Annotated in this window: 22 protein-coding genes; 17 read left to right on the forward strand and 5 right to left on the reverse strand. The window is 38.0% G+C overall.

From position 1 onward, the window contains the following. The first annotated feature begins 26 nt into the window (after positions 1-26). On the forward strand, positions 27-2,219 hold the full coding sequence (locus tag FHR28_RS02285) for a TonB-dependent receptor (protein ID WP_166781855.1): 2,193 nt from the start codon (positions 27-29) through the stop codon (positions 2,217-2,219). A gap of 89 nt (positions 2,220-2,308) precedes the next feature. Here the strand turns inward: FHR28_RS02285 and FHR28_RS02290 are convergent, their stop codons facing one another. Further along, complete coding sequence (locus FHR28_RS02290; protein ID WP_151957679.1) at positions 2,309-3,373, reverse strand: SDR family oxidoreductase; 1,065 nt, start codon at positions 3,371-3,373, stop codon at positions 2,309-2,311. 387 nt (positions 3,374-3,760) lie between these two features. Between FHR28_RS02290 and ftn the strand changes: the two genes are divergently transcribed. Then, positions 3,761-4,225, forward strand: coding sequence for a heteropolymeric bacterioferritin subunit Ftn (gene ftn, locus FHR28_RS02295; RefSeq protein ID WP_004724037.1), 465 nt, complete (start codon positions 3,761-3,763; stop codon positions 4,223-4,225). A gap of 92 nt (positions 4,226-4,317) precedes the next feature. Here ftn and FHR28_RS02300 read toward each other — a convergent pair whose 3' ends face one another. Next, positions 4,318-4,890 carry a peroxiredoxin gene (locus FHR28_RS02300; RefSeq protein ID WP_105714444.1) on the reverse strand — a complete coding sequence of 191 codons (573 nt, stop codon included), beginning with the start codon at positions 4,888-4,890 and terminating at the stop codon, positions 4,318-4,320. Positions 4,891-5,024: 134 nt separating this feature from the next. Between FHR28_RS02300 and FHR28_RS02305 the strand changes: the two genes are divergently transcribed. The 11 genes from FHR28_RS02305 (at position 5,025) to FHR28_RS02355 (ending at position 14,311) form a co-directional block, all read left to right on the forward strand. Next, the gene (locus FHR28_RS02305) at positions 5,025-5,348 is read left to right on the forward strand and encodes a DUF6176 family protein (RefSeq protein ID WP_034614586.1); all 324 of its coding nucleotides are present in this window, start codon (positions 5,025-5,027) and stop codon (positions 5,346-5,348) included. A 73-nt stretch (positions 5,349-5,421) separates the two neighbouring features. Next, entirely contained in the window at positions 5,422-6,141 is a 720-nt protein-coding gene (locus tag FHR28_RS02310) for a YqiA/YcfP family alpha/beta fold hydrolase (protein ID WP_166781856.1), read from the forward strand. Positions 6,142-6,245: 104 nt separating this feature from the next. Beyond that, positions 6,246-7,580 (forward strand): adenosylmethionine--8-amino-7-oxononanoate transaminase, encoded by a 1,335-nt coding sequence (gene bioA, locus FHR28_RS02315; protein WP_166781857.1) that lies wholly within the window; start codon positions 6,246-6,248, stop codon positions 7,578-7,580. After that, positions 7,577-8,746 carry an 8-amino-7-oxononanoate synthase gene (locus FHR28_RS02320; protein ID WP_166781858.1) on the forward strand — a complete coding sequence of 390 codons (1,170 nt, stop codon included), beginning with the start codon at positions 7,577-7,579 and terminating at the stop codon, positions 8,744-8,746. Before bioA ends, FHR28_RS02320 begins: the two co-directional genes overlap by 4 nt. Positions 8,747-8,753: 7 nt before the next feature. Continuing rightward, positions 8,754-9,530 carry a malonyl-ACP O-methyltransferase BioC gene (gene bioC, locus FHR28_RS02325; protein WP_105714439.1) on the forward strand — a complete coding sequence of 259 codons (777 nt, stop codon included), beginning with the start codon at positions 8,754-8,756 and terminating at the stop codon, positions 9,528-9,530. Further along, positions 9,527-10,171 carry a dethiobiotin synthase gene (gene bioD / locus FHR28_RS02330; RefSeq protein ID WP_004724021.1) on the forward strand — a complete coding sequence of 215 codons (645 nt, stop codon included), beginning with the start codon at positions 9,527-9,529 and terminating at the stop codon, positions 10,169-10,171. Before bioC ends, bioD begins: the two co-directional genes overlap by 4 nt. Before the next feature lie 121 nt (positions 10,172-10,292). Further along, complete coding sequence (locus tag FHR28_RS02335; RefSeq protein WP_154130754.1) at positions 10,293-10,751, forward strand: hypothetical protein; 459 nt, start codon at positions 10,293-10,295, stop codon at positions 10,749-10,751. A gap of 256 nt (positions 10,752-11,007) precedes the next feature. Beyond that, positions 11,008-11,349, forward strand: a complete 342-nt coding sequence (locus FHR28_RS02340) for a YegP family protein (protein WP_004724017.1) — start codon at positions 11,008-11,010, stop codon at positions 11,347-11,349. Positions 11,350-12,072: 723 nt separating this feature from the next. Continuing rightward, positions 12,073-12,537, forward strand: a complete 465-nt coding sequence (locus FHR28_RS02345; RefSeq protein ID WP_004724016.1) for a YybH family protein — start codon at positions 12,073-12,075, stop codon at positions 12,535-12,537. Between the two features lie 177 nt (positions 12,538-12,714). Further along, positions 12,715-13,884 (forward strand): low temperature requirement protein A, encoded by a 1,170-nt coding sequence (locus FHR28_RS02350; RefSeq protein ID WP_004724015.1) that lies wholly within the window; start codon positions 12,715-12,717, stop codon positions 13,882-13,884. 22 nt (positions 13,885-13,906) lie between these two features. Beyond that, positions 13,907-14,311 (forward strand): NUDIX hydrolase, encoded by a 405-nt coding sequence (locus FHR28_RS02355; protein WP_056513976.1) that lies wholly within the window; start codon positions 13,907-13,909, stop codon positions 14,309-14,311. Positions 14,312-14,473: 162 nt separating this feature from the next. Here FHR28_RS02355 and FHR28_RS02360 read toward each other — a convergent pair whose 3' ends face one another. From FHR28_RS02360 to FHR28_RS02370, 3 genes are all read right to left on the reverse strand, one after another. After that, complete coding sequence (locus FHR28_RS02360) at positions 14,474-16,861, reverse strand: glucose/quinate/shikimate family membrane-bound PQQ-dependent dehydrogenase (protein WP_004724013.1); 2,388 nt, start codon at positions 16,859-16,861, stop codon at positions 14,474-14,476. Positions 16,862-17,014: 153 nt separating this feature from the next. Continuing rightward, positions 17,015-18,268 carry a carbohydrate porin gene (locus FHR28_RS02365; protein WP_004724012.1) on the reverse strand — a complete coding sequence of 418 codons (1,254 nt, stop codon included), beginning with the start codon at positions 18,266-18,268 and terminating at the stop codon, positions 17,015-17,017. 378 nt (positions 18,269-18,646) lie between these two features. Next, positions 18,647-19,765 (reverse strand): CaiB/BaiF CoA transferase family protein, encoded by a 1,119-nt coding sequence (locus FHR28_RS02370; protein ID WP_016539467.1) that lies wholly within the window; start codon positions 19,763-19,765, stop codon positions 18,647-18,649. Between the two features lie 211 nt (positions 19,766-19,976). On the opposite strand from FHR28_RS02370, the gene FHR28_RS02375 reads away from it, so the two are divergent. From FHR28_RS02375 to FHR28_RS02390, 4 genes are all read left to right on the forward strand, one after another. Beyond that, positions 19,977-20,987, forward strand: a complete 1,011-nt coding sequence (locus FHR28_RS02375; RefSeq protein WP_004724010.1) for an AraC family transcriptional regulator — start codon at positions 19,977-19,979, stop codon at positions 20,985-20,987. A 230-nt stretch (positions 20,988-21,217) separates the two neighbouring features. Further along, positions 21,218-21,736, forward strand: coding sequence for a GNAT family N-acetyltransferase (locus tag FHR28_RS02380; RefSeq protein WP_166781859.1), 519 nt, complete (start codon positions 21,218-21,220; stop codon positions 21,734-21,736). 94 nt (positions 21,737-21,830) lie between these two features. Further along, positions 21,831-22,334, forward strand: coding sequence for a hypothetical protein (locus FHR28_RS02385; protein ID WP_166781860.1), 504 nt, complete (start codon positions 21,831-21,833; stop codon positions 22,332-22,334). A 196-nt stretch (positions 22,335-22,530) separates the two neighbouring features. Continuing rightward, on the forward strand, positions 22,531-23,736 hold the full coding sequence (locus FHR28_RS02390; RefSeq protein ID WP_004724005.1) for an acetyl-CoA C-acetyltransferase: 1,206 nt from the start codon (positions 22,531-22,533) through the stop codon (positions 23,734-23,736). Positions 23,737-23,738: the final 2 nt, after the last annotated feature.

The following is a 23,738-nucleotide window of genomic DNA, read 5'->3' on the forward strand; positions in this document are numbered from 1 at the left end:
CATTTGAAAAGTGTCTTATTATTTATATGAAAAATTTTTCTCGAACATTTCTGGTCAATTCTATTTCAATCGTGCTTTTTGGTGGGGGACTTACACAAACAATTTGGGCAAATGATGAAATTACTGCTTTGCCTACGATTAAGGTCGCTGCTGAAAAAGAACAAGAAAAACCAACATTTGCCAATGGTGCTTTGCAAAAAAATACAGATTTGGGGCCATTGGGAAATAAGAAAATTATAGATACGCCGTTTAGTATCACGTCTTATTCGGAACAATTGATTGAAAATCAACAAGCTAAAACTGTGGCTGAAGTGTTGAAAAATGATCCTGCGATTCGGATTACAACCAATCAAGGGCATTTAAACGAGAACTTTAAAATTCGCGGTTTTGATGTCAATCATGAAGATATGAACTATAACGGATTTTTTGGTGTTGCACCTTATGGACGTATTCCAACAGAGTTTTTAGAATCGGTAACCGTACTTAAAGGTCCTAATGCTTTGGTAACTGGTGTTGCACCTACAGGCAGTGTAGGAGCTGTGGTGATTGCCAATTCTAAACGAGCAGATCAAGAACTCACCCAAGTTTCTGCATCGTTTCAAGATGTGGGATATTATCAATCAGGCTTTGATGTATCTCGTCGTTTTGGTGAGAACAAAGAGTTTGGTGTGCGTGTGAATGGTGTGTATGGTCAAGGCGAGCATATTGTTGATGGAATGGATGATCGTCATATTTCAGGAGCGATTGCTGCTGATTACACCACAGATAAACTAAAGATTAATTTTGATTCTTATGCAATTCGTGACAATCGCAAAGGTGGTTCTCCTGCCATGATTGCAATGGGAGTAAAAGACTCAAAAGGGAATGGAATTAGCCAAGTGCTCGCAGCACCTAAAGGGGATTTAAATTATTTTCCGCATTTAGAAGGAAATACTAAAAGCAATTTTGTTGGATTATCGGGAGAATATAAATTTACTCCTGATATCAAAGCATTTGCTGGAATAGGTTATGTTGAGAAAGAGTACGCGGGACATTTATTTGGTACTCGTATGATTGTGACGAATTTAAATGGAAATGCAACCTCACAATATTACCGAGTGGGTTCACAGGAGCATAACATTGCTGCCAATGCAGGCTTTGAAGCAAAATTTGATACAGGTATGATCAAGCATACTTTAGGTTTACGTGCAGATTATCTGAAACGTAAATACAATCAGCATACTGGACAAGGTGCGACGCCTGTACCTTTCGAGACCAATATTTACAATCCATCCGATAATGGAAATATGCCTTTAGCGAATCCTACGATTCTACCTTTGGGTGATAATAAATATGTCAGTTATACCTTAACAGATCAGCTTTCAATGTTAGATGATAAATTACAGTTAATCGTTGGTGCACGTTACCAAGATATAGACACTAAAAATCTTCAGAAAAAGACAGCTTATAGTGATGATAAAGTTTCACCAAGTTTAGGTGTTGTATTGAAACCGTTTGGTGAAAATCTTTCTCTTTATGCAAGTTATGTGGAAGGTTTAGTTGAAGGTTCAACTGTAGATTCAACGTTAAAAGATGTGAATGCAGGAAAGACCTTTGCACCCTTTCAAACCAAACAATATGAAGTTGGAGCGAAGTATCAGGCAGGATCTTGGTTAAATACATTTGCACTTTATCAAATTGAAAAACCAAGCACCATGGTGACTACTTTTAATCAAGCTGATGCAAATAAAAATACGCAGATTACCACAGATGATGCAGAAACGCGTTCTCGCGGTGTGGAATGGTCATTTTCAGGTGAAATCATGGATGGCTTAAATCTGCTTGGAAATATTGCCTATACAGATGCAGAGTTAACTAAAGCTGCAGTAACCAAAGGTGTATCAAATGAAGGAAATACGGTTTTTGGTGTACCTGAGTGGACAGCATCATTAGGGCTAGATTATGCAATTCCGATGCTTGAAGGGTTCAATGTCAATGCTCGTGCAAATTATGTTGGTAATCAATATATGAATGATGCCAATACACTTGAATTACCTGATTATACTATTGTTGATCTAGGCGCTCGTTATAAAACAAAATTAGGTGGGGTAAATACTACATTCTTATTCAATGTGGATAATGTCGCCAATAAAAAATATTGGGAAGGGATGTTTAACCAAAACTATGCAGTGGTGGGGGGAGCCCGTACTTATAAAGCTGGCGTAACTTTTGATTTTTAAGCCTTAGCTGATATTGAACGCTATAAGCCAAAAAGCCTTTTTCATGATTGAAAAAGGCTTTTTTGATTTAAAAATCAGTTGAGCTGTTATTAAATATATTTCTTCACCACACCGTCATCAAGGAGCTGCTGGAAATGCTCGACTAAACTGGTTTCAATATTACGATAACTCATCCCCAGTTCCTGTTTGCTTTTATCAGCATTAAAAAAGATAGGGTAGCCCATATTCTTTTCAATAAAATCACGCGAATAGCCAAATGCAGGTCCAATAAATTTAAATGCTTTTTTCGGAACTTGGTTGCGTGGAAAAGGAAATTTTTGTCCAAAATTTTGACGTAAAATTTTACCCATTTCCAAAAGGCTGAGTGAGCCACCACTAATAATGTAACGCCCAGCTGCATTTTCCTTGAATGCTGCCAAAATATGCGCATCAGCAACATCACGAACATCCACAATACCATTCCACATCGGTGGGACACCGAGTAAGGTCATGCCGTTGGCAAATTGCTCTAAGACTTCTACACTCCCTGACTGTGTATTTGCGGTCAGTGATGGGCCAAGTACCAATGCAGGGTTAACACAGATCAGCGTCCAACGATTTTGTGCTTCTGCCATTTCCCATGCTTTACGCTCTGCCATAACTTTTGAATAAGGGTACGGTTGGTGCGTGGTTGAACTGGTGGTATTCCAATGAGATTCATCAAACTGATTATGCTGCGTTTTTAAAATATCAATTGCATCGCCATAAGTAGACGCGATACTTGAAGTCACAATGACTCGTTTGACAGAATCTGTTTTATTGACACTATTTAAGACATTTTCCGTGCCTAAAATTGCAGGTTCAATAATATCTTTAACGGCATCTTTATAATTGGTCACAACAAATGGTGAAGCCATATGCAACACAACTTCACAGCCTTGCATGGCTTCATCAAAAGAACCATTTTCTAAAAGGTTGGCTTTAAATAGTTTTAGTGTGCCAGAGCTAGCTTGTGCGATTTTCTCTAAATGTGCAAAGCTTTGTTTCTTATTAAGATCACGTACAGTGGCATGAACGGTATAACCTTGCTCAAGTAATTTTTGAATAACCCAACTGGCAATATAGCCTGTTGCACCTGTAACTAGAATAGGTGCTGATGTGTTTCCCTGAGACATTATTTTTTTCCTGCTAATTGTTAATATTCAATATCATAAATATTAAAGTTAAAATTGTCTTGAAATATTAGCATTAAAAAAAGCCAATAAGATAAAGTGATGGTTCTGTCATTGAAAATGAACAGAAAATGGAATAATGAGGGTGAATAAGAAGCATTTTTAATGGTTACAAAATAAATCATTTTGAAATTTGATGAAAAATCACCAATAAACCATCAATGAAATATTGTAAGCGGTTATTTTTTATATGAAAAAATACTTATTCAAATTGCAAATGCGTATGTTTATCATTTTAATTTTATAAAAATCATAAACTTACACATTTTGTCTTTTGCAAAACTTGCAAAATTTGTCCATACTATTGCAAAAGAATGTGGAGTAATTGAAATGCGTGGCAATCCAGAAGTCATAGACTATCTAAATATGTTGATCGGTGGCGAACTGGCTGCTCGTGATCAGTATCTTATTCATTCACGTATGTATGAAGATTGGGGCTTAAGCAAAATTTATGAACGTATTGATCATGAAATGCAAGAAGAAGCTTCACATGCAGACGCTTTAATTCGCCGTGTACTTTTCCTTGAAGGTACGCCGAACATGAAGCGTGACGATATTGTCACAGGTGAAGATGTTGTAACCTGTTTAAAAGCCGATTTGGCATTGGAATATCATGTACGTGAAAAATTGGCGCAAGGCGTAAAGCTATGTGAAGAAAAAGGCGATTACGTGACCCGTGATATGCTGCGTCAACAAATGAACGATACTGAAGAAGATCATACTTACTGGCTTGAAAAACAATTAGGTTTGATTGAGTTAATTGGTTTACAGAATTATATTCAATCTCAAATGTAAGACACACTAAGCGTCTTGCTTAAGGTGATACGTTTTAGATTAAAAAAAGCCTTTAGATATTTATCTAAAGGCTTTTTTTAATACTTCAGTGGTTATTTCTTTGAAAACTTCTGAATATCTGCTAAAACTTGATCGGCATGTGTTTGGGTATTTACACTGCTATAGTGATAGACAATTGTTCCTTGTGGATCAATCAAAAAAGTTTCTCGTTTTGCTATTTTGGCAATGCCCAAGTTTCGGATGATTCCAAATTGGTCTGCGAGTTGATGATTGCTATCGGCAAGAATTGGAAAATTTAGTCCCAGCTTTTCGGAGAACTTTTGATGAGATTTCACATCATCCAAACTTACACCGAGCACCACCGCATTATTTTTTATAAATTGTGGGTAGAGTGATTTAAATTGATTGGCCTCTTGTGTACAGCCTGGTGAATCATCTTTTGGGTAAAAGTAGAGAACAACCCATTTACCTTTATATTGACTCAGTTCGTGCCATTTTGAATTTTGATCTTGTAGTTTAAAACTTGGTGCAGGCTTACCTACCCATTGCTTTTGGTTGGAATCCAGTTTGGAGAGAATAGAGCTTTCCGCATGGCTGGCCGTGTTCAATATGCATAAAGCTGAAACGGAAAGTAAGCTAATACTGAACAGTCGTGATAGTTTCATGACAAACACTTTCCTAAATTGATCCTGATTTGATCTTAGCAAATTTTAAGGTTTAGGCGGAATGTAAAATGTTTGCAATTGTTCACATGCCATTTATGATGAAAGACCGTTTAAAATAAATAGAACCTAACATTATGGATGTCGGTGCAGTATTGATTCAACTAAAAGTAGCCATGATGGACGATGTTGTTGCATGGCAAAATCAATTGAATAGGCGTAAGCATGAGGCAATTGAAACACTTCAGGCTGAAGGTGTGCATGTTGAATCATGGTTCCATGTGGAACTGGATGGACTAGATTATTTGATTGCTTATACACGGGCAGATGATATTGCAAAAGCACATGAAATTTCGAGAAAAAGTCAGTTTGCAATTGATCAAGTACATCAGCAATTTAAACGCACTTGGCAAAAAGTGATTCCAGCCAGCTTATTGGTCGATTTACACCATCAGAAATAGTTAGAAGTCCGATTGTCGTTCAATTTTAAGCATGATCTAATAAAACATCGTTATTGTTTTATAGTGGCTTAAATTGAATCAACGTATTTTGCTGATCACAGGTTGGGGCGGTGGAACCAAACTACTCAATGCTTTACAACAGGCTTTACAACAACAAGGCCATGAAGTTGTATTGATCAATATCTTTAATGCGCTGGATCAAAGTGTTTTACAACAGCAGGTGGAGCAAGCCAAAGATTTTGATGTGATTTGTGGTTGGTCTTTAGGTGGGCAATTGGCAAGCTTGCTGGTCGAGCAAATTAAACAGCAATACCAACAACAAAAAGTCTTGATTACACTGGCTTCAAACCCTTGTTTTGTGGCAAATGCTGAGTGGCAAACGGCAATGAGCCAAACAACCTTTCATAACTTTAAACAGTCCTTTGAACATGATGCGATTGCGACATTAAAGAAATTTGGTTTTATGGTTTGTCAGGGCACCGCAACCACGCGAGAAGATTTTGTACATTTGCAAAGTTTGATTCAGCCACAAAATTTAGCGTTATTAAAACAGGGATTGGCGTGTCTTGAGCAATTAAATAATGTCACGATCTTAAATAACTATGCTGGCAAACAGTATCATATATTTGCTCAACAGGATTTCTTAGTTAGTAACAAAGTCTATGAGAATTTCAAAAAATTCACAGCAAAGTTTTTAGATGTCGAGCTGGTAAATGGTTCACATGGCGTTCCAGTTTTTGATTTTTTAAGTCTAAGTGACAAAATCTGCCAATATTTACAAAAAATAGAATAAATCTATGGATCAGTGGTGAATCTCGCAATTTATTTTTATTGCGCGCAGGTTTAACATCGCTAAACTGTTTTTTGCTGTAATTGTAATGCACATGGAGTAAACGGATGACCGATTTAAATAATGGGTTTGATGATGTCGATCTTGAACAATCAAAGTTAGATGATCTGGACTTTGATCGGCAACATATTTGGCATCCATATACTTCTATGACCAATCCCTTACCGACCTTTAAGGTTAAAAAAGCCTATGGTGCAACCATTGAACTTGAAGATGGGCGCCAATTGATAGATGGGATGTCTTCGTGGTGGTGTGCGATTCATGGTTATAATCATCCTGAGTTGAATCAAGCGGTGACAGATCAGTTAAAGGATATGTCACATATCATGTTTGGTGGATTTACCCATGATCCAGCGATCCAGCTTGGAAAATTACTGGTTCAACTGACCCCGCCTAATTTAGATAAAGTGTTCTTTGCAGATTCTGGTTCTGTCGCTGTAGAAGTGGCGTTGAAGATGGCTGTACAGTTTTGGTCTTCACAGGGCTATACAGAGAAAACTAATTTTGTTACCCCACGATCTGGCTATCATGGCGATACTTGGAATGCGATGTCTGTTTGTGACCCTGTAACGGGCATGCATCAAATTTTTGGTTCAAGTTTGCCTAATCGCTTATTTGTTCCAGCCCCTCAAGTCGGATTTTATGAGCAATGGGATCAAAATGACATTGCTGAACTTGAGAAAACTTTGGCTGAACAGCATGCAACGATTGCAGGTTTAATTCTTGAGCCAATTGTACAAGGTGCGGGAGGGATGCGTTTTTACCATCCTGAATATTTGCGTCAAGCCAAATTGCTTTGCGAAAAATACAATGTTTTGCTGATTTTTGATGAAATTGCTACGGGTTTTGGGCGTACAGGAAAACTATTTGCATGGGAGCATGCACAAGTTGAACCTGACATTATGTGTCTCGGTAAAGGCCTAACGGGTGGCTATATGACGCTTTCTGCGACATTAACCACCAAGCATATTGCTGAAACGATAAGTCAGGGCGAAGCGGGTGTATTTATGCACGGCCCAACTTTTATGGCAAATCCCTTGGCATGTGCAGTTGCTGTCAAAAGTACACAATTATTAATTTCTCAAGATTGGCAGAGCAATATTCAAAGAATTGAAGCTCAGCTTAGAGATGCCTTACAGCCCTTACAGTCCCTTAATCATGTCCATGATGTGCGAGTTCTTGGTGCGATTGGTGTGGTTGAATTGACTGTGAATGTCGATATGAAGACTTTACAACAGGAATTTGTACGTCGTGGTATCTGGATACGACCATTTGGTAAATTGGTCTATGTCATGCCTCCATATATCATCACAGCACAAGAATTAAAAACTTTGCTGGAACAATTGGTCGAGGTGGTCAAAGGTATGGAGCAAAGCACATGAGCTTGATCAATACGCACCTTGAACATTTTTCACAGCAGCTTGATGTGCTTAAACAGCAAGGCAATTTACGCCAATTTCGTTCGAATGTTCAGCAAGGACGTTATATCTGCCTTGATCAGCATCAAATGCTCAATTTGGCTTCAAATGATTATCTAGGATTGGCATCTGATCTCACATTACGTGAACAGTTTTTTGATGAAACACCTAATGATCAACGACGAATGAGTTCATCATCTTCACGCTTGTTGACTGGACATTTTCCAGAATATGAACTGCTTGAAAATAGTTTAACTCAGGCTTTTCATGGTCGGGCGGCATTGTTATTTAACAGTGGCTATCATATGAATATTGGTATTTTACCTGCACTTGCAGACAGTAAAACGCTGATTCTGGCAGATAAATTGATTCATGCCAGTATGATTGATGGGATTCGCTTATCCTCAGCCAAATATGTGCGTTATCGTCATAATGATTTAAATCACCTGACTCAGCTTTTACAAAAATATCATGCAGATGAGGCTTTTGAGCGCATTATTGTCGTGACTGAGTCGATTTTTAGTATGGATGGTGATGAGACAGACTTGGCTGCATTGGTGAGTATTAAGCAACAATTTTCAAAAGTCATGCTCTATGTAGACGAAGCACATGCAATTGGAGTACGTGGTCAGCAGGGCTTAGGTTGTGCTGAACAATATGAGGTGATTGATGATATTGATCTACTCGTGGGAACTTTTGGTAAGGCAATCGCTTCAGTTGGTGGTTATTTAATTTGTCATGCGGTGATTCGCGATTATTTGATTAATGCGATGCGCCCTTTGATTTTCAGTACTGCACAACCGCCAATATGTATGGCATGGACAAACTTTATTTTTCAGAAAGTTTTAGGCTTAGATCAGCGCCGTCAATATTTGCAGTCTACAAGTCAGTATCTACAACAGGCTGTTCAAAGCAAAGGTTTTGAGTGCCCATCAACATCACATATTGTTCCGGTCATTGTAGGTGACTCGATTAAAACGGTTGAAAAGGCCAAAGCATTACAAGATGTGGGATTTTATATTATGCCTGTACGTCCCCCGACTGTGCCGCAACACAGCTCACGGTTACGTATCTGTTTAACTGCTCAAATCACCCATGCTGATCTAGATCAGCTAACTCCGTTGTTGTGAGTTGAATGTGAAACATCCAGAAATTGATAAATCACAGGTTGCCTTGCGTTTTGCTCAGGCAGGGCAGAGCTATACTGAACATGCGGTCGTACAAAAAAATATTGCACAACAACTGTTTAATTTAATAAGTGAATATTGCCCAGCACACTATGAAAATGTGTTTGAAATCGGTTGTGGTTCTGGAAACTTAACTGAGCTTTTACTGCAAAATTTGCAAATTAAACATTTGATTTTAAATGATCTATACCCCGAAGTTCAGCAGCATTTTCCTGCGGATAAACCGATTGAATATCGGATTGGCGATATAGAACAGCTTGAATTTCCAAAACATTTAGACTTAATTAGCTCAAGTTCCGTTTTACAATGGATGAGTGATTTAAATGGTGTTTTTCAACAGGCCTTTCATCATTTAAATCCTAATGCGTATTTTTGTTTTTCAACTTTTGGACAGCATAATTTACAGGAAATTAAAAGCTTAACAGGGCAAGGTCTGAATTACCTATCCCTTGACGATCTGCAACAACAATTAAAGCGAAATGGTTTTGAAATTCTACATATTTCAGAGCAAATTGAGCATCTCAATTTTTCTCATCCCAAATATATTTTGCAGCATTTAAAAGCCACAGGAGTGACTGCGACAGCATCTGGCTTTAGATGGACAAAGCAGAGTCTCGCCGATTTTTATCATCACTATCAACAGTTTTCACAGGCTGATCAGTCAGGAAATATACGCTACTCACTGACTTATCATCCTATTTATTGTATTTTGCGGAGAATGTCATGACTGGATCAGTTTACTTTATCAGTGGAATAGATACTGGAATTGGCAAAACCTATACCACCGGATATTTAGCCAAATTATGGAATGAGCAAGGTCAAAAAACCATTACGCAGAAATTAATCCAAACGGGTAATACCGATATTTCAGAAGATATCGAACAACATCGTGAGATTATGGGAATGGGCTGGTTTCCAGAGGATGAAACCAAGCTCACCATGCCTGAAATCTTTAGCTATCCTGCATCGCCTCATTTAGCCAGCAAAATTGATGGGCGTGAGATTGATTTTGAAAAAATTGCAGATGCTACTCAACGACTTTCTGAAACGTATGATGTTGTTTTGTTAGAGGGTGCAGGTGGATTGATGGTACCCCTAACCACCAGCTTACTTTCAATTGATTATGTGGCCCAGAAAAAGCTTCCTGTGATTTTAGTCAGCTCAGGCCGATTGGGCAGTATTAATCATACGATTTTAAGTTTAGAGGCTTTAAAAAGTCGTGGGCTTGAGCTTTATGCACTTGCTTATAATTTAAATGATGAATCTCAGGATGAACTGATTTCAAAAGATACCGCAGAATTTTTAAAGCATTATTTGGTGAAACATTTTCCGAACAGTGCATGGATTGATATTCCAGTAATCTGTTAGTTTGTTCATCGAATTGAGTGCTGAAACAGCTGATTCATAGTGTTCCGAGCCTGCTGTTTTCTTGTCGCTTTTCAAAAATCTGAATGCTTTAAATAAGCGACGTGTATAAAAGGTAATCCTGATGAGTTTTAAAATTCGAATTGAGTTATTTAAAGAGCTTGAAATAACTTCTCTTGATTTTGAAAGTAATGCAGCAACGCAAATTTTAAGTCGTTTTGATCAGATTGATTGGATGCAACAAGTCGTCTGGGGATACATGGAGGAGCACCACGGTGATTTTCCTTTTTTTCAAATTGAGCATATCCAAACTGGGCGTAAGTTCGGCGGACTATTTGTGGTTTATAGTCGCAATCAATATAACTTTAATGCACATGCTGAACTCTATCAAAAACAACAAAAATCGCATTTTTTTGGTTTGTTTAAATCTGAAGAGATGCCCAGTTTTGATAACGATGACCTTCCTTTTGCGGTATTTCGGGATTGTTTGGAAAATTTTTTACGTGGCAATGATTCGGAAATCGAGCGTTTAATGAAAACAGTCTATCCAGGTTATACCAGCACAGGTTTTTTTGATCATTGATCGTTAGTGGCTAAATGCAGAATCTAAATTTAAAGTCATTTTTTTTAAATGGCTTTAAATTTTATTGTGACTTAATAATAAAAGCATTCTTCTGATTTGAACTATGTAACTCTGCATCGTTACATAAACAATAAAGTTATAACAAATTAATCTTTTTTTAACATGAAAAGTCATTTATATTTCATATCAGTAGCTTAATTTATGTCCAATAAGCGCTGTGAAATAAAATAAACCGAAAATAATGAAGAGGTGAACCATGTCAGGATGGTATGAAATTAGTCAAGCTAAAGATGGTCAATATCGCTTTGTATTAAAAGCAGGAAATGGGGAAATTATTCTCACCAGTGAGCTCTATAAAGCAAAAGCTTCTGCACAAAATGGTATTGCATCTGTGCAAAAAAATAGCCCAGATGATGCACGTTATGATCGCCTAGAAGCGAAAAATGGTAAACCTTATTTCAACTTAAAAGCAGCAAATCATCAAATTATCGGAACAAGTCAATTCTATTCAGGCGATGCTGCTCGAGATAATGGAATTGAGTCGGTGAAGAAAAATGGCCCTTCAGAGAAAATAAAAGATTTAACAGAACCAACCTAAATCCGCAATAAATGATCCACATCAATCAGTAAAAGCATGTCATTGCAATGACATGCTTTTTTTGAATCTAAAAAACAAATGATAAAAAATAAGTGTCTATTTATGGTAATAAAATTCTAATATTTGAATGGTTGCAATGGGTTTTAAAACATAGAAATTAAACCATAAAAATATATATTATTAAGTTGTATAGAATAATCATTCCAAGCGTAATATATAAACTTGAGTTGGATATCAGTTTAGATCATCTATTTATATTTTTAGTTTTGAGTTTCTTCTTATATTGGAGGGGTAGTATGATTTTTTCTCATAGTCATTTATGATTTTTTTAAAGATTTTTTAAAGTTTAAATATGTTAGGCTAACTTCAATATTAAATAAAAGGAGAATGATTATTTAATAACAGCTTCAACATTAATTAAAAAGATTATTAAATTTAGTTAATAAATTATTGAAGAATTATTAACTAAATTAGAAATAAGCTTTTTATGATGAAGTGCGAATTTTTTATATCTATTTGTATTATTGAGTGATTTATTTTTGTGAAAGGTTTTGGTTAATATCTAAGCATAATACGGTTGGTTTTATAAACTGCTTAAATCAGATTAATGAACAGTGATTATTTTGATTTAAATTGATTAGATATGAAAAAATAAACAAAACACTTCACATAATACTTATTAAGTGTTAAATTCATCACAAATAAGAATAATGAGGTTTTATGATGAAAATAGCAATCGATGGTAATGTGAAAATTGCCGACGAGATAATATCTCAAATTGAATTATGGGATGCTGCTGTTCTTGGTAATAAAATTGATCATCTATTAGATCAATGTGCGGATGATATCAATATGTTTGATGTGAGTATACAATTAGACGGTATCGATGCGTACAAAAAAGAATGGGAGAAATTCAGTCCATATTTTAGTGAAAATGTGCAAATTGTACGTCGCAATATGAAGATCTATGCGTCAAATGATTTGGCTGTATTGCATTGCCATTCAAAAGTGGAAAATTCTGTGCTTAAAGATAAGTTGCAGATGCCATGGTGTCGAACTACATTGTGTCTGAAAAAGAAAGGTGATCAATGGTTAGTCGTACATCAACATATTTCGATGCCGATTGATATGAGCACTGGTAAAGCGATCGTGATCAAAGACATTGCTAAATTGAAATTAGTGGTTTAGCAAGCTAGATTTGTTTGTTATTAAGCCCTTTGATTGGGCTTTTTATTTATGAATTTTTAAATTTAAGAGATAGATGTTAGATCATTAACAAAATTGTCAAAAGAACTCAGTTTTTTACTTGAATGAAAGCTAGAGTTTTGGAAAAATCATGATAATAATCTCAATAATGTGAAAATAATGCCAAATTCATTATTTGTAAAATATGGGTGGTTAAAGCCACTTGCACCACGAAATCCACACGAACCACATCGCGCTGCAACCTCATTAGAATTGTTATTTGACTTAATTTTTGTGGTCGCCATTGCTACAGCAGGGCAACAATTACACCATAGCATTATCGAAAATCATTTATCACATGGCTTAACACTTTATTTTATGGTGTTCTTTGCGTTGTGGTGGGCATGGATGAACTTTAGCTGGTTTGCATCTGCCTACGACAATGATGATGTATTTTATCGAATCATGACCTTTGTGCAGATTATTGGTTCACTTGTGATTGCAGCAGGGATACCTAGCGCATTTCAGCAACAAGATTTTGATGTGATCATTATTGGTTATGTCATCATGCGTTTGGGCCTCGTTACACAATGGTTTCGTGTTGCCAAAAATGATCCTGAGCGTAAACAAACAGCGTTGAGATATGCGGCTGGTATTATCATCGTACAGATTGGCTGGCTACTTTTTCATTTTACACCGATAAATTTTACCATTTATTTGTTTCTACTTTTGGTCATTGCTGAACTGAGTGTGCCCATCTTTGCTGAAGTAAATAACATGACACCGTGGCATCCACATCATATTTCTGAGCGTTATGCCTTACTCACCATCATTGTCCTTGGTGAATCGATCATTGGAAGTTTCGCAGCAATTTCTGATGCATTAAATAATCAGTTGTTAAGCCAAGAATTAATCTTTTTGACCATTGGTGGCTTATTGATTATGTTTACCATGTGGTGGGCATATTTCGATCATGATGTGGCTGAACGACTCAATAGTCGTAAACGTGCATTTTCATGGGGCTATGGTCACTTTTTTATTTTCGTGAGTATTGCAGCCCTTGGTGCGGGTTTAGCTGCTGCGGTGGATGTGGTGACGCATAAGGCTGAGATCTCGGCTGACATCGTCAGTTATTTTGTTGCTATCTCTTTGATTGTCTATACTGCGAGCCTTTGGTTGTTACAGGAAATTCACCATCTTTCAGGAATCAAGAAATGGTTTTATCCAATTACAGCCGCCATCGTACTCTGTATTCCGATGATCTTTACCCAAGTGGGTTATGCTGTTTTTGCTATGGCAATTGTTTATGCGCTACGTTTAATTTTTTCAAAATGTTATTTGGCAAGATAATCAATTAAGTGGGTTTTGAGCAATGGGATTTCATGATTTTTATCGTTTGAGTTCGCACGCTGTGATTTTTAATGAAAATCGACAAGTCTTGTTATTGAAAGCAACCTATGCAGATTGTGCATGGGGCTTACCTGGTGGCGGGCTGGATCAGGGAGAAACAGTGCATGATGCGCTGATTCGTGAGTGCCAAGAAGAATTAGGCTGTGATGTTTCGATCGAATATTTATCAGGGGTTTATTATCATGCTGCAGTAAACTCCCATGCATTTATGTTTAGGTGTACATTGCAGAACGATCAGTCAATCAATTTAAGCGATGAGCATTCTGAGTATCGATGGTTTGACTTTGACCAACTTTCACCTGTGCAAAAAATTCGTATTGAAGATTGTTTTCATTTTGATGGTCAGGTAAAGAGTAGGGCATTTTAAAGATTGGCTATCGCATGGTGGTATGGATATCGCGATCAAACGGGGGATAGAATATCTATCTTATCCCAAAAGCAGATTCACTTTTATACAAGTGTATGGATTTAGATAAAGCAATAAAAAACAGGCCATCAAGACCTGTTTTTTATTTACCTCAATTTAAGATTATTTATCTGGTAATGCATAAGCAACGATAGAGTCACCCATTTTGGTACCAAATGAACCATGACCACCCGCCATGATCACAACGTACTGTTTACCATTGCTTTCATAGGTCATCGGTGTTGCTTGCCCACCTGCTGGTAGACGACCTTTCCATAGCTCATCACCATTGCTGACATTGATTGCTCGGATGTAATCATCTTGTGTTGCTCCAATGAACATCACATTACCCGCTGTTGAGATCGAACCACCTAACATTGGCACACCCATTTTAAATGGTGGCAATGGAATACCTGGCATACTGTCACGAATTGTACCAATACGACGTTTCCAAGCAACATCATGTGTTTTCAAATCTACACCAGCAACATAACCCCATGCAGGTTGTTTACATGGTAGGCCAAATGGTGAAAGGAATGCACTGATTTCAACGCCGTAAGGGACGCCATACATGGGTTGAACACCCGCTTCTGTACCTGCGCCTTTGGCTGTTTGTTTACGGTTAGGATCAGCAGGAATCAATCGACTGACAAAAGGTAGGCCAATTGGATTCATGACTGCGATTTGACGGTCAGGGTTAAGTGATAAGCCACCCCATTCAAATACACCCAAGTTACCAGGGAAAACTAAAGTTCCGTTTTCTGAAGGTGGAGTATAAATACCGTCATAATTTAACTTGTGGAATGACACACGACAAATTAACTGGTCAAACATGGTTGCGCCCCACATTTGTTTATCCGTTAATTTTTCTTGAGGTGCTAAGTTAAAGTCTGAGAACGGTTGCGTTGGAGAATAGAATTCACCCTTAGTTTGCGGACCACGTTTTACACTTTGTGGTACTGGACGTTCGTTAATCGGTACAATTGCTTTACCGTTACGGCGGTCTAAAACAAAGGCATTGCCTGTTTTAGTCAATACATAGATTGCTGGAACAGTTTGTCCAGTTTTGTCTTTGATATCAGCTAAGGTTGGCTGTGATGGTACATCCATATCCCACAAATCATGGTGAGTTGTTTGGAAGTTCCAGATCAATTTACCCGTTGTTGCATTGATTGCTAACATTGAGTTTGCATAGCGTTCATGCAGTTTTGTACGGTTACCACCCCAAATATCTGGCGTACCTACACCTGTTGGTACATAAACGATATCGAGTTTTGCATCATATGCAAGCGGAGCCCATGCATTCGGTGAGTTTTGGACATATTTCTGACCAGGACCCGGAATCTGATTCGGATTTTCAGCACCTGTATCAAATACCCAAAGTAATGCACCAGTATTTACATCATAACCACGGATAACACCAGAAGGCTCTTGAGTAGAATAGTTATCTGTCGTTGAACCACCAATGATAATTGTGGTACCTGTGACAACAGGTGGTGATGTTGGAATATAACCACCCGGATAAGGGAATGGCATATCCTTTTGTAAATCAACTTCACCGTTATGACCAAAGTCAGAACATGCTTTACCTGTTTCAGCATTTACCGCAACGATACGACCATCATTGACTGGTAAAATAACTTTACGCGGACATTCGGTAGATGAGGATTTTTTTGCTTGTAAACTTGCAGCGAAACCAACGGTATTGTCTGCATCGTAATAAGAAACACCACGACAAGTTAAATGTTGGAAGGTATTATCCGCTTTGAGTTTTGGATCAAATACCCATTTCTCTTTACCTGTAGAAGGATCAAGAGAAACCAATTTTTGATGGGTTGTACACAGGTACATGTTATTACCGATTTTAATCGGTGTGACCTGATTGGTTGTTTCGCCTGAATCATTTTCAGTCTTGAATTCACCTGTACGATAGGTCCAAGCAACTTTAAGATCTTTAACGTTCTCTGAGTTGATTTGGTTCAACGGAGAATAGCGTAAACCAGATTGAGTCCGACCATAAGCTGGCCAGTCTGCATCTGCAATACCATCAATCGCTGCTGGCGTTGGTTGTTTACTGGTTAAAGTCCCACGAATTTCTTGTGGATCATTAAAGATAGAATAAGCCATAACCGCAATGGTGATCGCCAATGTACCTGAAAGTGCAATTTTAGCACCTTTGGCATCGAAACCACGTGTTACTGCTGGAATGAGTAGCCATAAGCCAAACACACCTAAAATATCTAAACGCGGTGCAAGCGCGAAGAAGTCTGAACCGACTTCCCATAGTCCCCAGACAACTGTGCCGAGTACTAATGCTGCATAAACGTATAAAGCAGAACTATTTAATTTGCGTAATAAGATTGCTGTTGCAATGAAAAGTATCCCGGCAATGATGTAGTACCAAGACCCACCAAGTGCTGCCAGCCATACTCCGCCGCCTAATAGAACTACACCGAAAACAATTGCAATCACAACTGTTAGGGTTCTGAGTCCTGAAGATGGAGTTTGCATATTGACCACCTATCTATTTGATTAATTTTTTATGCTTTACCATTCCATTGAGGATTGATGAAGCACATTGTTTAAATTTTTAGATTTTAAATATTTCGATGCGAGGGGAGAGAAAGAGTTAAAATTGCATCGAAATATTTATGATCTATAACACTAGAATGCAGTTTGGAATTTAATACCGCCAACCCATGCATTTTCGCCATCTTTATATGCCCCAACATGACGAATATATTGCACATTTGGACGGATCGTCAGCCAATTTGTTGCATGTACACCGTAGTAAATTTCAGTGTTGTACTCTTCATCTTGTTGACGAATTTGAGTATCGTTCACATCATTGTTGATGCTGATACGAGAAAAACCGATTGCGACATCATCTTGAGGGCGCGCATCGAAAGGACCTTTATAGACCAGTCCAATATTTTGCATATTGTCGACAGTGTTTGTATCTGAGTCATGAATGGTTAAATTAATGAAACCAGTTAAGCCACGACGTGCATCACCGTGGTGTGCTGTAAATTGTTGCTTGGCAACCAGCCATCCACCTTGTTTATGATCTGTTTCATTTGGATTTTTAATGCGTTGTGCATCGACAGTACTATAGTAATAGCCCAAACGATATTCGCCTGGCAATTTTGCAGCACTGAGTTTTGGTTGCCAAACCACTTCCGCAGGAATAATTGCACCATGTGAACCGTCTGTACTTAAGTTAAACCCCTTGCCACGTTCTAAGTTTTCAGGATTGTATTCATAAGCACCGACTTGAGCATATAAGTCAGGTTGGATGTTATATTTAACTCGCGCAGCCCATTGGCTAACAGGCCAGTTATACCATTGGTCGCCTACCCAGTTACCCACTTGAGAGCCACAAAGTGCAAGGTTTTGAAAATCACAGTCAAAGCTGTTAAAATCCTCGCCTTCGCCAAAACGACCCACTTTAATATCTAATTTTTGCTCAAAGAATTTTTTCTTGATCCAAAAATCAGTTAAGCGCCAAGTTTGACCGCGACCCCAAACTTCTTGGGTTGAGCTGAGTTGTCCTGCAAGGGCATCAGAGGTTTGCGACAATGAACGACCATTACGTTCAGTGATGGTGATTTGGGCTTCAGTGTCTTTCCATCCAAGCACTTTTTCCAAGTCTACATGACTACCAATCGCAAACTGATCTGCATACTCAGTACCATGGCTTGAATGGTTTTTTGAATCTAATAAGGTGGCTAATTCGCCAGTATAGCCGAAGCTAAAGTCATAACCTTTTTGTTGGAGCTCGGTTCTTTTTCCGTTCCAATCACCAAACATCCATGGGCTTTCTGCATTAAATGCTTCAGCTGCATGAGCACTTTGAAAAGAACTACATAAAGATAATAAGCTGATAGCCCAATAAAAGTGACCTTTAGATTTATTCATATTTGGTGACCTTGATAACACTTTGTAACTAATTATTTATAATACTCTCATATTTGTATAAAAATCTATTATTTTTGACTTTTAATTGTAATTAATGTGAGTATTTTATCTCATGGTGATAATTTTTTAATAAATGAACATTGGGTTTTTGGGTGTTTTTGGTCAATTTAATCTATTGTTTTTAAACTACTAAATTTTATTTAAAAATTAATTGAAAAACCATGGATTAAAATTGATCTGAAAAGATCAGCTTACCTGTGTAACGTATTTAGAATTAAGATTACACAGGATGCTGAGGTTACAAATTATACAAATTGTAAGTAAAATGACAGAATTGTAATTTTATTTAACTTGAATTATGTTGTATTAAATGGGCAATTACCATTTCCCTTCACCCAGTTGTTGGCCAATATAGTGATATTGCATTTGTGATCTTGAAAACTTAATTGGACAGGCTAACTGTGGTTCAGTTTGATCAGAATTAGGCTTCAATGGCACATTGACCACCCAATTGCGTTGTTGAGAAATTTGGGACTGTAGTGCTTCATCTAAACTCAGTACGGGTTCTACGCAAACGTCCAGTTGTTCAAACAGTTGATTCCATTCAGCCAGATTTTTACTTTTAATTTTATCTCGAATCGCTTGCTTGACCATTTGACGATCTTCAGTATCGAAAGAAGCACCTTTTTGTAGAAGGATTGGCAATTCTAACGCGCTTGCCAGTCCAGTCATAAATTGTGGCTCTAAGCTACCAATAGATAAGTAACGAGCATCGGCCGTTTCATAATAATCATAAAAGGTGCCGCCATTAAGTTGTTCAGATTCACGTTGCTGCTGTTGACCACCCGCCAAACTGGCTGCGGCTGCCATATTATTGAGTCCAACCACACAATCGGTCATGGAAATATCAATATATTGTCCCAGACCACTATTTTGGCGTTCAACTACAGCAGCAAGAATACCGATGACAGCATGTAAGGAACCACCTGCTACATCTGCGATTTGAATCCCCATCGGCGGTGGTCCACTGTCTTGGCGACCACAGTGTCCTGCGATACCAGACAGGGCAATATAGTTAATATCATGTCCAGCTTTATCTTTATATGAGCCAGTTTGGCCATAACCCGTAATTGAACAGTAAATTAAACGTGGGTTAATTTCAGCCAAAGTTTGATAATCCAAACCCAAACGTTGCATCACTCCCGGACGAAATTGTTCAACGACAATATCAAACTCAGAAATCTTCTGTTTAACTTGCTCAATGCTGGCAGGATCTTTTAAATCTAAAGTGACGGATTGTTTATTTCGGTTGAGATAACTGTGTGAAGTCGCTTGTCCATTGGCATAAGGCGGGAACAAGCGCACCAGATCTGGACGCGTTGGCGATTCAATATGGATCACTTCTGCACCTAGGTCTGCAAGGTATAAAGTTGCAAATGGACCGGGTAATAAAGTGGAAAAATCGAGTACTTTCAATCCCTTTAAAGCTGTTGTCATAATTGTTTTTACCAATACTGTCTTGATTTTACACCCATAATAGAAATATAAAATTAACAAAACAATGTCATGTTCAGCCATTTACCTTGATCATTTCGGCAATTTATGATGTAAAAAGGTGATCTGCACTGTTGTAAATCGCCAATAAAACATTTTTTAGCGTCATTTAGGTCAATTGTTAGTGAACATCAAAGAGAGTGAAGGATTTACCATGAGTCGTGATACGATCAGTATCCATTTTGTGAATGCCGCCTTAACAGGTGTGAAGCGTCTAGGAATGGACGTTGACACCTTACTTTCACATGTTGGCATAGAAGCAGAATTACTTCGCCAACCTAAAGCACGTATTTCACCAGAGCAATATACACGTTTTGTGAAAATGCTGTGGATGGTGACCCAAGATGAACATGTTGGCTTTGATATCCAACCTCGTCGTTTGGGATCTTTTGCCATCATGTGCCAATTGATTATCCACGCTAAAACTTTGGGTGATGCTTTAGAGTTATCATCACAATTTTATAAATTATTTGGGGATGAATGGTCGGTCGCGGTTGAACGTGATAAACATGAAGCGCGTTTAGTGCCATTGATTCCAAAAACCATGGACCCTGATCATTTTATTACTGAAAGTATGTTGATGATTTGGCATGGTTTAGCTTCATGGTTAATTGAACGTCGTATCCCTTTAGAACGGGTACATTTTGGTTACCCGCGTCCAAATCATGCAGATGAGTATGATGCGCTGTTCTTTGCACCTGTGATGCAATTTGATATGCCACGTACTGAAATTACTTTTGCCGCAGACTATTTGGATTTACCGATTCGTCAGGATGAAGCAAGTTTAGAAGAGTTTTTAAAAGCTGCGCCTGCTCAGCTTTTGGTGAAGTTCAAAAATACCAATTCTTTAACTTCGCGTATTCGTGAAGTCTTAAAGAGTCAAATTGGTGAAGAAATGCCAACCTTAAATGATGTGGCTTCAATGTTGTATTTATCACCACAAACCTTGCGCCGTCGCTTGGCAGCAGAAGGTAAGAGTTACCAAGGTGTTAAAGATGCCTTACGTCGAGATGCTGCGATTCATTTGTTGTTAAATCCGGATTTAACATTGGAAGATGTAGCACAACAAGTGGGCTTTAGTGAAACCAGTACCTTCCATCGCGCATTTAAAAAATGGACAGGGGTTACCCCAGGGCTTTATCGTCAATTGCATGGTTATCATTAATTCGACATAGATGAATTCAAAAGTAATTTTGCTGATCCTAAGCCCAAGTGATACTTGGGCTTTTTTATGCATGATCATTTCATCTAACATTTCTTGTAAGATATAAGCGATAAAGCGCAAGTGAGTTATTTGATAGTGTGCCTGCTTAATTCTGATCTGATTTAAACAGTTAGATTTGATTTAAATAAATAGACAGATGCTATTTAAAATATTTTTGGCTGGATATATAGATGACATGTTTAATTAGAAAAATTGACCCTTCGGATATAGCGCAACTGATCGAAATAGAAAAATCTGCTACTCAAGCATTTTCAAGTATTCCCGAGTTAGCTTGGCTTGTCGAAAGCCCAGTGTTGTCAGCACAAGATCATTTGCAATTGATTTCTTCTGCTTATGCATTTGTCGCGATTAATCAAAAGAATCAAGCAACAGGCTTTTTATATGCAGAAAGACAAGCACTTGATTTATATATCATCGAGTTAGATGTGAGTACAGCATTTCAAAAACAAGGGATTGGTCGGCAATTGATTGAATATGTGATTGCTACTGCTCAGGGAGAGGGATGTGATGCTGTGACATTAACCACCTTTCATGATGTGATTTGGAATCGGCCATTTTATGAAAAATTAGGCTTTCAAAAGATCAATACGATCGAGATGCCTATCTATCTTCAGCATAAACTTGAGCATGAAGTTGCATGTGGTTTTTCTCGAAACAGTAGATGTGCAATGAGATTGGCGCTTAAATGATTGGTAGTGATTTTGCAGTTTGATCTGGAAGTATTACTCTCTTAAAATTTATTATGTAAAAAATCATTACGGATACAATATAAAAGAGAACAATATGTGGATGTTAATGAGAACAATTTCAGCCTATCGCTTTATCGATATTATTCTAGGAATTTTTACCACTTTAGAAGATGTTGAAAAAGCGAAAATGACCTATATACAACACCGTAAAGCAAATGATCCATGGCAAGATCAAGCCTATCAGGAAACATCTTTAGAAAGTGATATAAAGATAATTCAAGTGGATGGTGAATTTCAAAATGGTCAGGTCATTTTTGAAATTAGTGAGTATTTGGAGGGTTTCGGACAGATTGTAAGGGAATTAAAAACCATTAAATGTTTCGAAAGTGAAGCATCTAGATACATTGAGCAATTGGATGCTGTGGAACATGAGTTCCCTCAGTTTGCAGCAATAGATTATTTAATGGTTGGAGTATTACATTCTGATTTAAGCGAAGATCAGCCGATAAACTTTTCTGAATATGAAGCCCATTTAGTACACACAGGAAAAAGAAAGTTTACAGATATTCTGAATATGGATTTTTTGCAGAGACCATGATCATCATTTTTTTACATTATTCTGAATGTAAAACTGAGGATTCAATACCTGAATTAAGCCATTAAAAAATGACAACGCATTTGCTTCAATTGACAAAAAATATCAACTGACTATTTCGTTCTCGTCATTGAACTCTCAACTTTATAACGTACACTCAAGGCAGATAACAACCTAGAAGTCATAAGAAGGAACAGCTATGAGCGAGGCTTACATCATTGATGCCATTCGCACACCACGCGGAAAAGGAAAAAAAGATGGTTCACTGTATGAAGTGAAACCAATTACATTATTAACCACATTGCTCAATGAATTGAAAGATCGTCATCAGCTTGATACTTCAAAAGTGGACGATATCGTACTGGGTTGTGTAACACCAATTGCCGATCAAGGCGGTGATATTGCTAAAACTGCTGCAATTGCGGCAGGCTGGGACAATGATGTTGCCGGTGTGCAAATCAATCGTTTCTGTGCTTCAGGTCTTGAAGCTGTCAATATGGCTGCACAAAAAGTACGTTCAGGCTGGGAAGATATTGTTGTTGCTGGCGGCGTAGAGTCTATGTCACGTATTCCAATGGGTTCCGATGGTGGACCTTGGGCACTGGATCCTGAAACAAATTTAAAATCACATTTTGTTCCTCAAGGGATTGGCGCGGATTTAATCGCCACACTTGATGGCTATAGCCGTACAGATGTGGATGAGTTTGCTGCCAACTCACAACGTAAAGCTGCTGCTGCACAGGCAGCGGGACGCTTTGATCAGTCTGTGGTTGCGGTTAAAGATAAAGCTGGTGTTACGATTCTTGACAAAGATGAATTCATTAAACCGACCACAACTGCTGAAGGCTTGGCTAAACTCAATCCAAGTTTTGAAATGATGGGTGGAATGGGTTTTGATGCGATTGCATTACAACAATATCCAGAAGCGCAAAAAATTAACCATGTACATCATGCTGGAAACTCATCGGGCATCGTAGATGGCGCAGCTGTGGTGCTGATTGCTTCTGAAAAAGCAGTCAAAGAACAAGGTTTAAAACCTCGTGCAAAAGTGTTGGCAACGGCATTGGTTGGAACAGATCCAACCATCATGCTAACAGGCCCTGCACCTGCTGCGCGTAAGGCGCTGGCTAAAGCAGGTCTCAGCATAGATGATATTGACCTCTTTGAAGTGAATGAAGCCTTTGCATCTGTGGTGATGCGTTTTATGACTGAACTTAAAGTTCCTGCTGAAAAAGTCAATGTAAATGGGGGCGCGATTGCAATGGGGCATCCATTGGGCGCAACAGGGGCAATGATTCTTGGTACGCTGCTTGATGAATTAGAACGTCAGGGTAAAAAACGTGGTCTAGCAACATTGTGTGTAGGTGGTGGCATGGGTATTGCGACCATTATTGAGTTGGTATAAGG

Origin of the sequence: Acinetobacter sp. BIGb0196 (genome assembly GCF_011759595.1) — a bacterium.
GTDB classification, from domain to species: Bacteria; Pseudomonadota; Gammaproteobacteria; order Pseudomonadales; family Moraxellaceae; genus Acinetobacter; species Acinetobacter guillouiae.

What these genes read in the sequence shown, in the direction of transcription:
- FHR28_RS02345 (WP_004724016.1), top strand. Translation starts at nt 12,073, where the DNA reads ATGAAAATAGCAATCGATGGTAATGTGAAAATTGCCGACGAGATAATA.
- FHR28_RS02350 (WP_004724015.1), top strand. Translation starts at nt 12,715, where the DNA reads ATGCCAAATTCATTATTTGTAAAATATGGGTGGTTAAAGCCACTTGCA.
- FHR28_RS02300 (WP_105714444.1), bottom strand. Translation starts at nt 4,890, where the DNA reads ATGAAACTATCACGACTGTTCAGTATTAGCTTACTTTCCGTTTCAGCT.
- FHR28_RS02375 (WP_004724010.1), top strand. Translation starts at nt 19,977, where the DNA reads ATGAGTCGTGATACGATCAGTATCCATTTTGTGAATGCCGCCTTAACA.
- FHR28_RS02390 (WP_004724005.1), top strand. Translation starts at nt 22,531, where the DNA reads ATGAGCGAGGCTTACATCATTGATGCCATTCGCACACCACGCGGAAAA.
- FHR28_RS02380 (WP_166781859.1), top strand. Translation starts at nt 21,218, where the DNA reads ATGACATGTTTAATTAGAAAAATTGACCCTTCGGATATAGCGCAACTG.
- ftn (WP_004724037.1), top strand. Translation starts at nt 3,761, where the DNA reads ATGCGTGGCAATCCAGAAGTCATAGACTATCTAAATATGTTGATCGGT.
- FHR28_RS02370 (WP_016539467.1), bottom strand. Translation starts at nt 19,765, where the DNA reads ATGACAACAGCTTTAAAGGGATTGAAAGTACTCGATTTTTCCACTTTA.
- FHR28_RS02365 (WP_004724012.1), bottom strand. Translation starts at nt 18,268, where the DNA reads ATGAATAAATCTAAAGGTCACTTTTATTGGGCTATCAGCTTATTATCT.
- FHR28_RS02355 (WP_056513976.1), top strand. Translation starts at nt 13,907, where the DNA reads ATGGGATTTCATGATTTTTATCGTTTGAGTTCGCACGCTGTGATTTTT.
- FHR28_RS02335 (WP_154130754.1), top strand. Translation starts at nt 10,293, where the DNA reads ATGAGTTTTAAAATTCGAATTGAGTTATTTAAAGAGCTTGAAATAACT.
- FHR28_RS02360 (WP_004724013.1), bottom strand. Translation starts at nt 16,861, where the DNA reads ATGCAAACTCCATCTTCAGGACTCAGAACCCTAACAGTTGTGATTGCA.
- bioD (WP_004724021.1), top strand. Translation starts at nt 9,527, where the DNA reads ATGACTGGATCAGTTTACTTTATCAGTGGAATAGATACTGGAATTGGC.
- FHR28_RS02320 (WP_166781858.1), top strand. Translation starts at nt 7,577, where the DNA reads ATGAGCTTGATCAATACGCACCTTGAACATTTTTCACAGCAGCTTGAT.
- FHR28_RS02285 (WP_166781855.1), top strand. Translation starts at nt 27, where the DNA reads ATGAAAAATTTTTCTCGAACATTTCTGGTCAATTCTATTTCAATCGTG.
- bioA (WP_166781857.1), top strand. Translation starts at nt 6,246, where the DNA reads ATGACCGATTTAAATAATGGGTTTGATGATGTCGATCTTGAACAATCA.
- FHR28_RS02305 (WP_034614586.1), top strand. Translation starts at nt 5,025, where the DNA reads ATGGATGTCGGTGCAGTATTGATTCAACTAAAAGTAGCCATGATGGAC.
- FHR28_RS02340 (WP_004724017.1), top strand. Translation starts at nt 11,008, where the DNA reads ATGTCAGGATGGTATGAAATTAGTCAAGCTAAAGATGGTCAATATCGC.
- FHR28_RS02385 (WP_166781860.1), top strand. Translation starts at nt 21,831, where the DNA reads ATGTGGATGTTAATGAGAACAATTTCAGCCTATCGCTTTATCGATATT.
- FHR28_RS02290 (WP_151957679.1), bottom strand. Translation starts at nt 3,373, where the DNA reads ATGTCTCAGGGAAACACATCAGCACCTATTCTAGTTACAGGTGCAACA.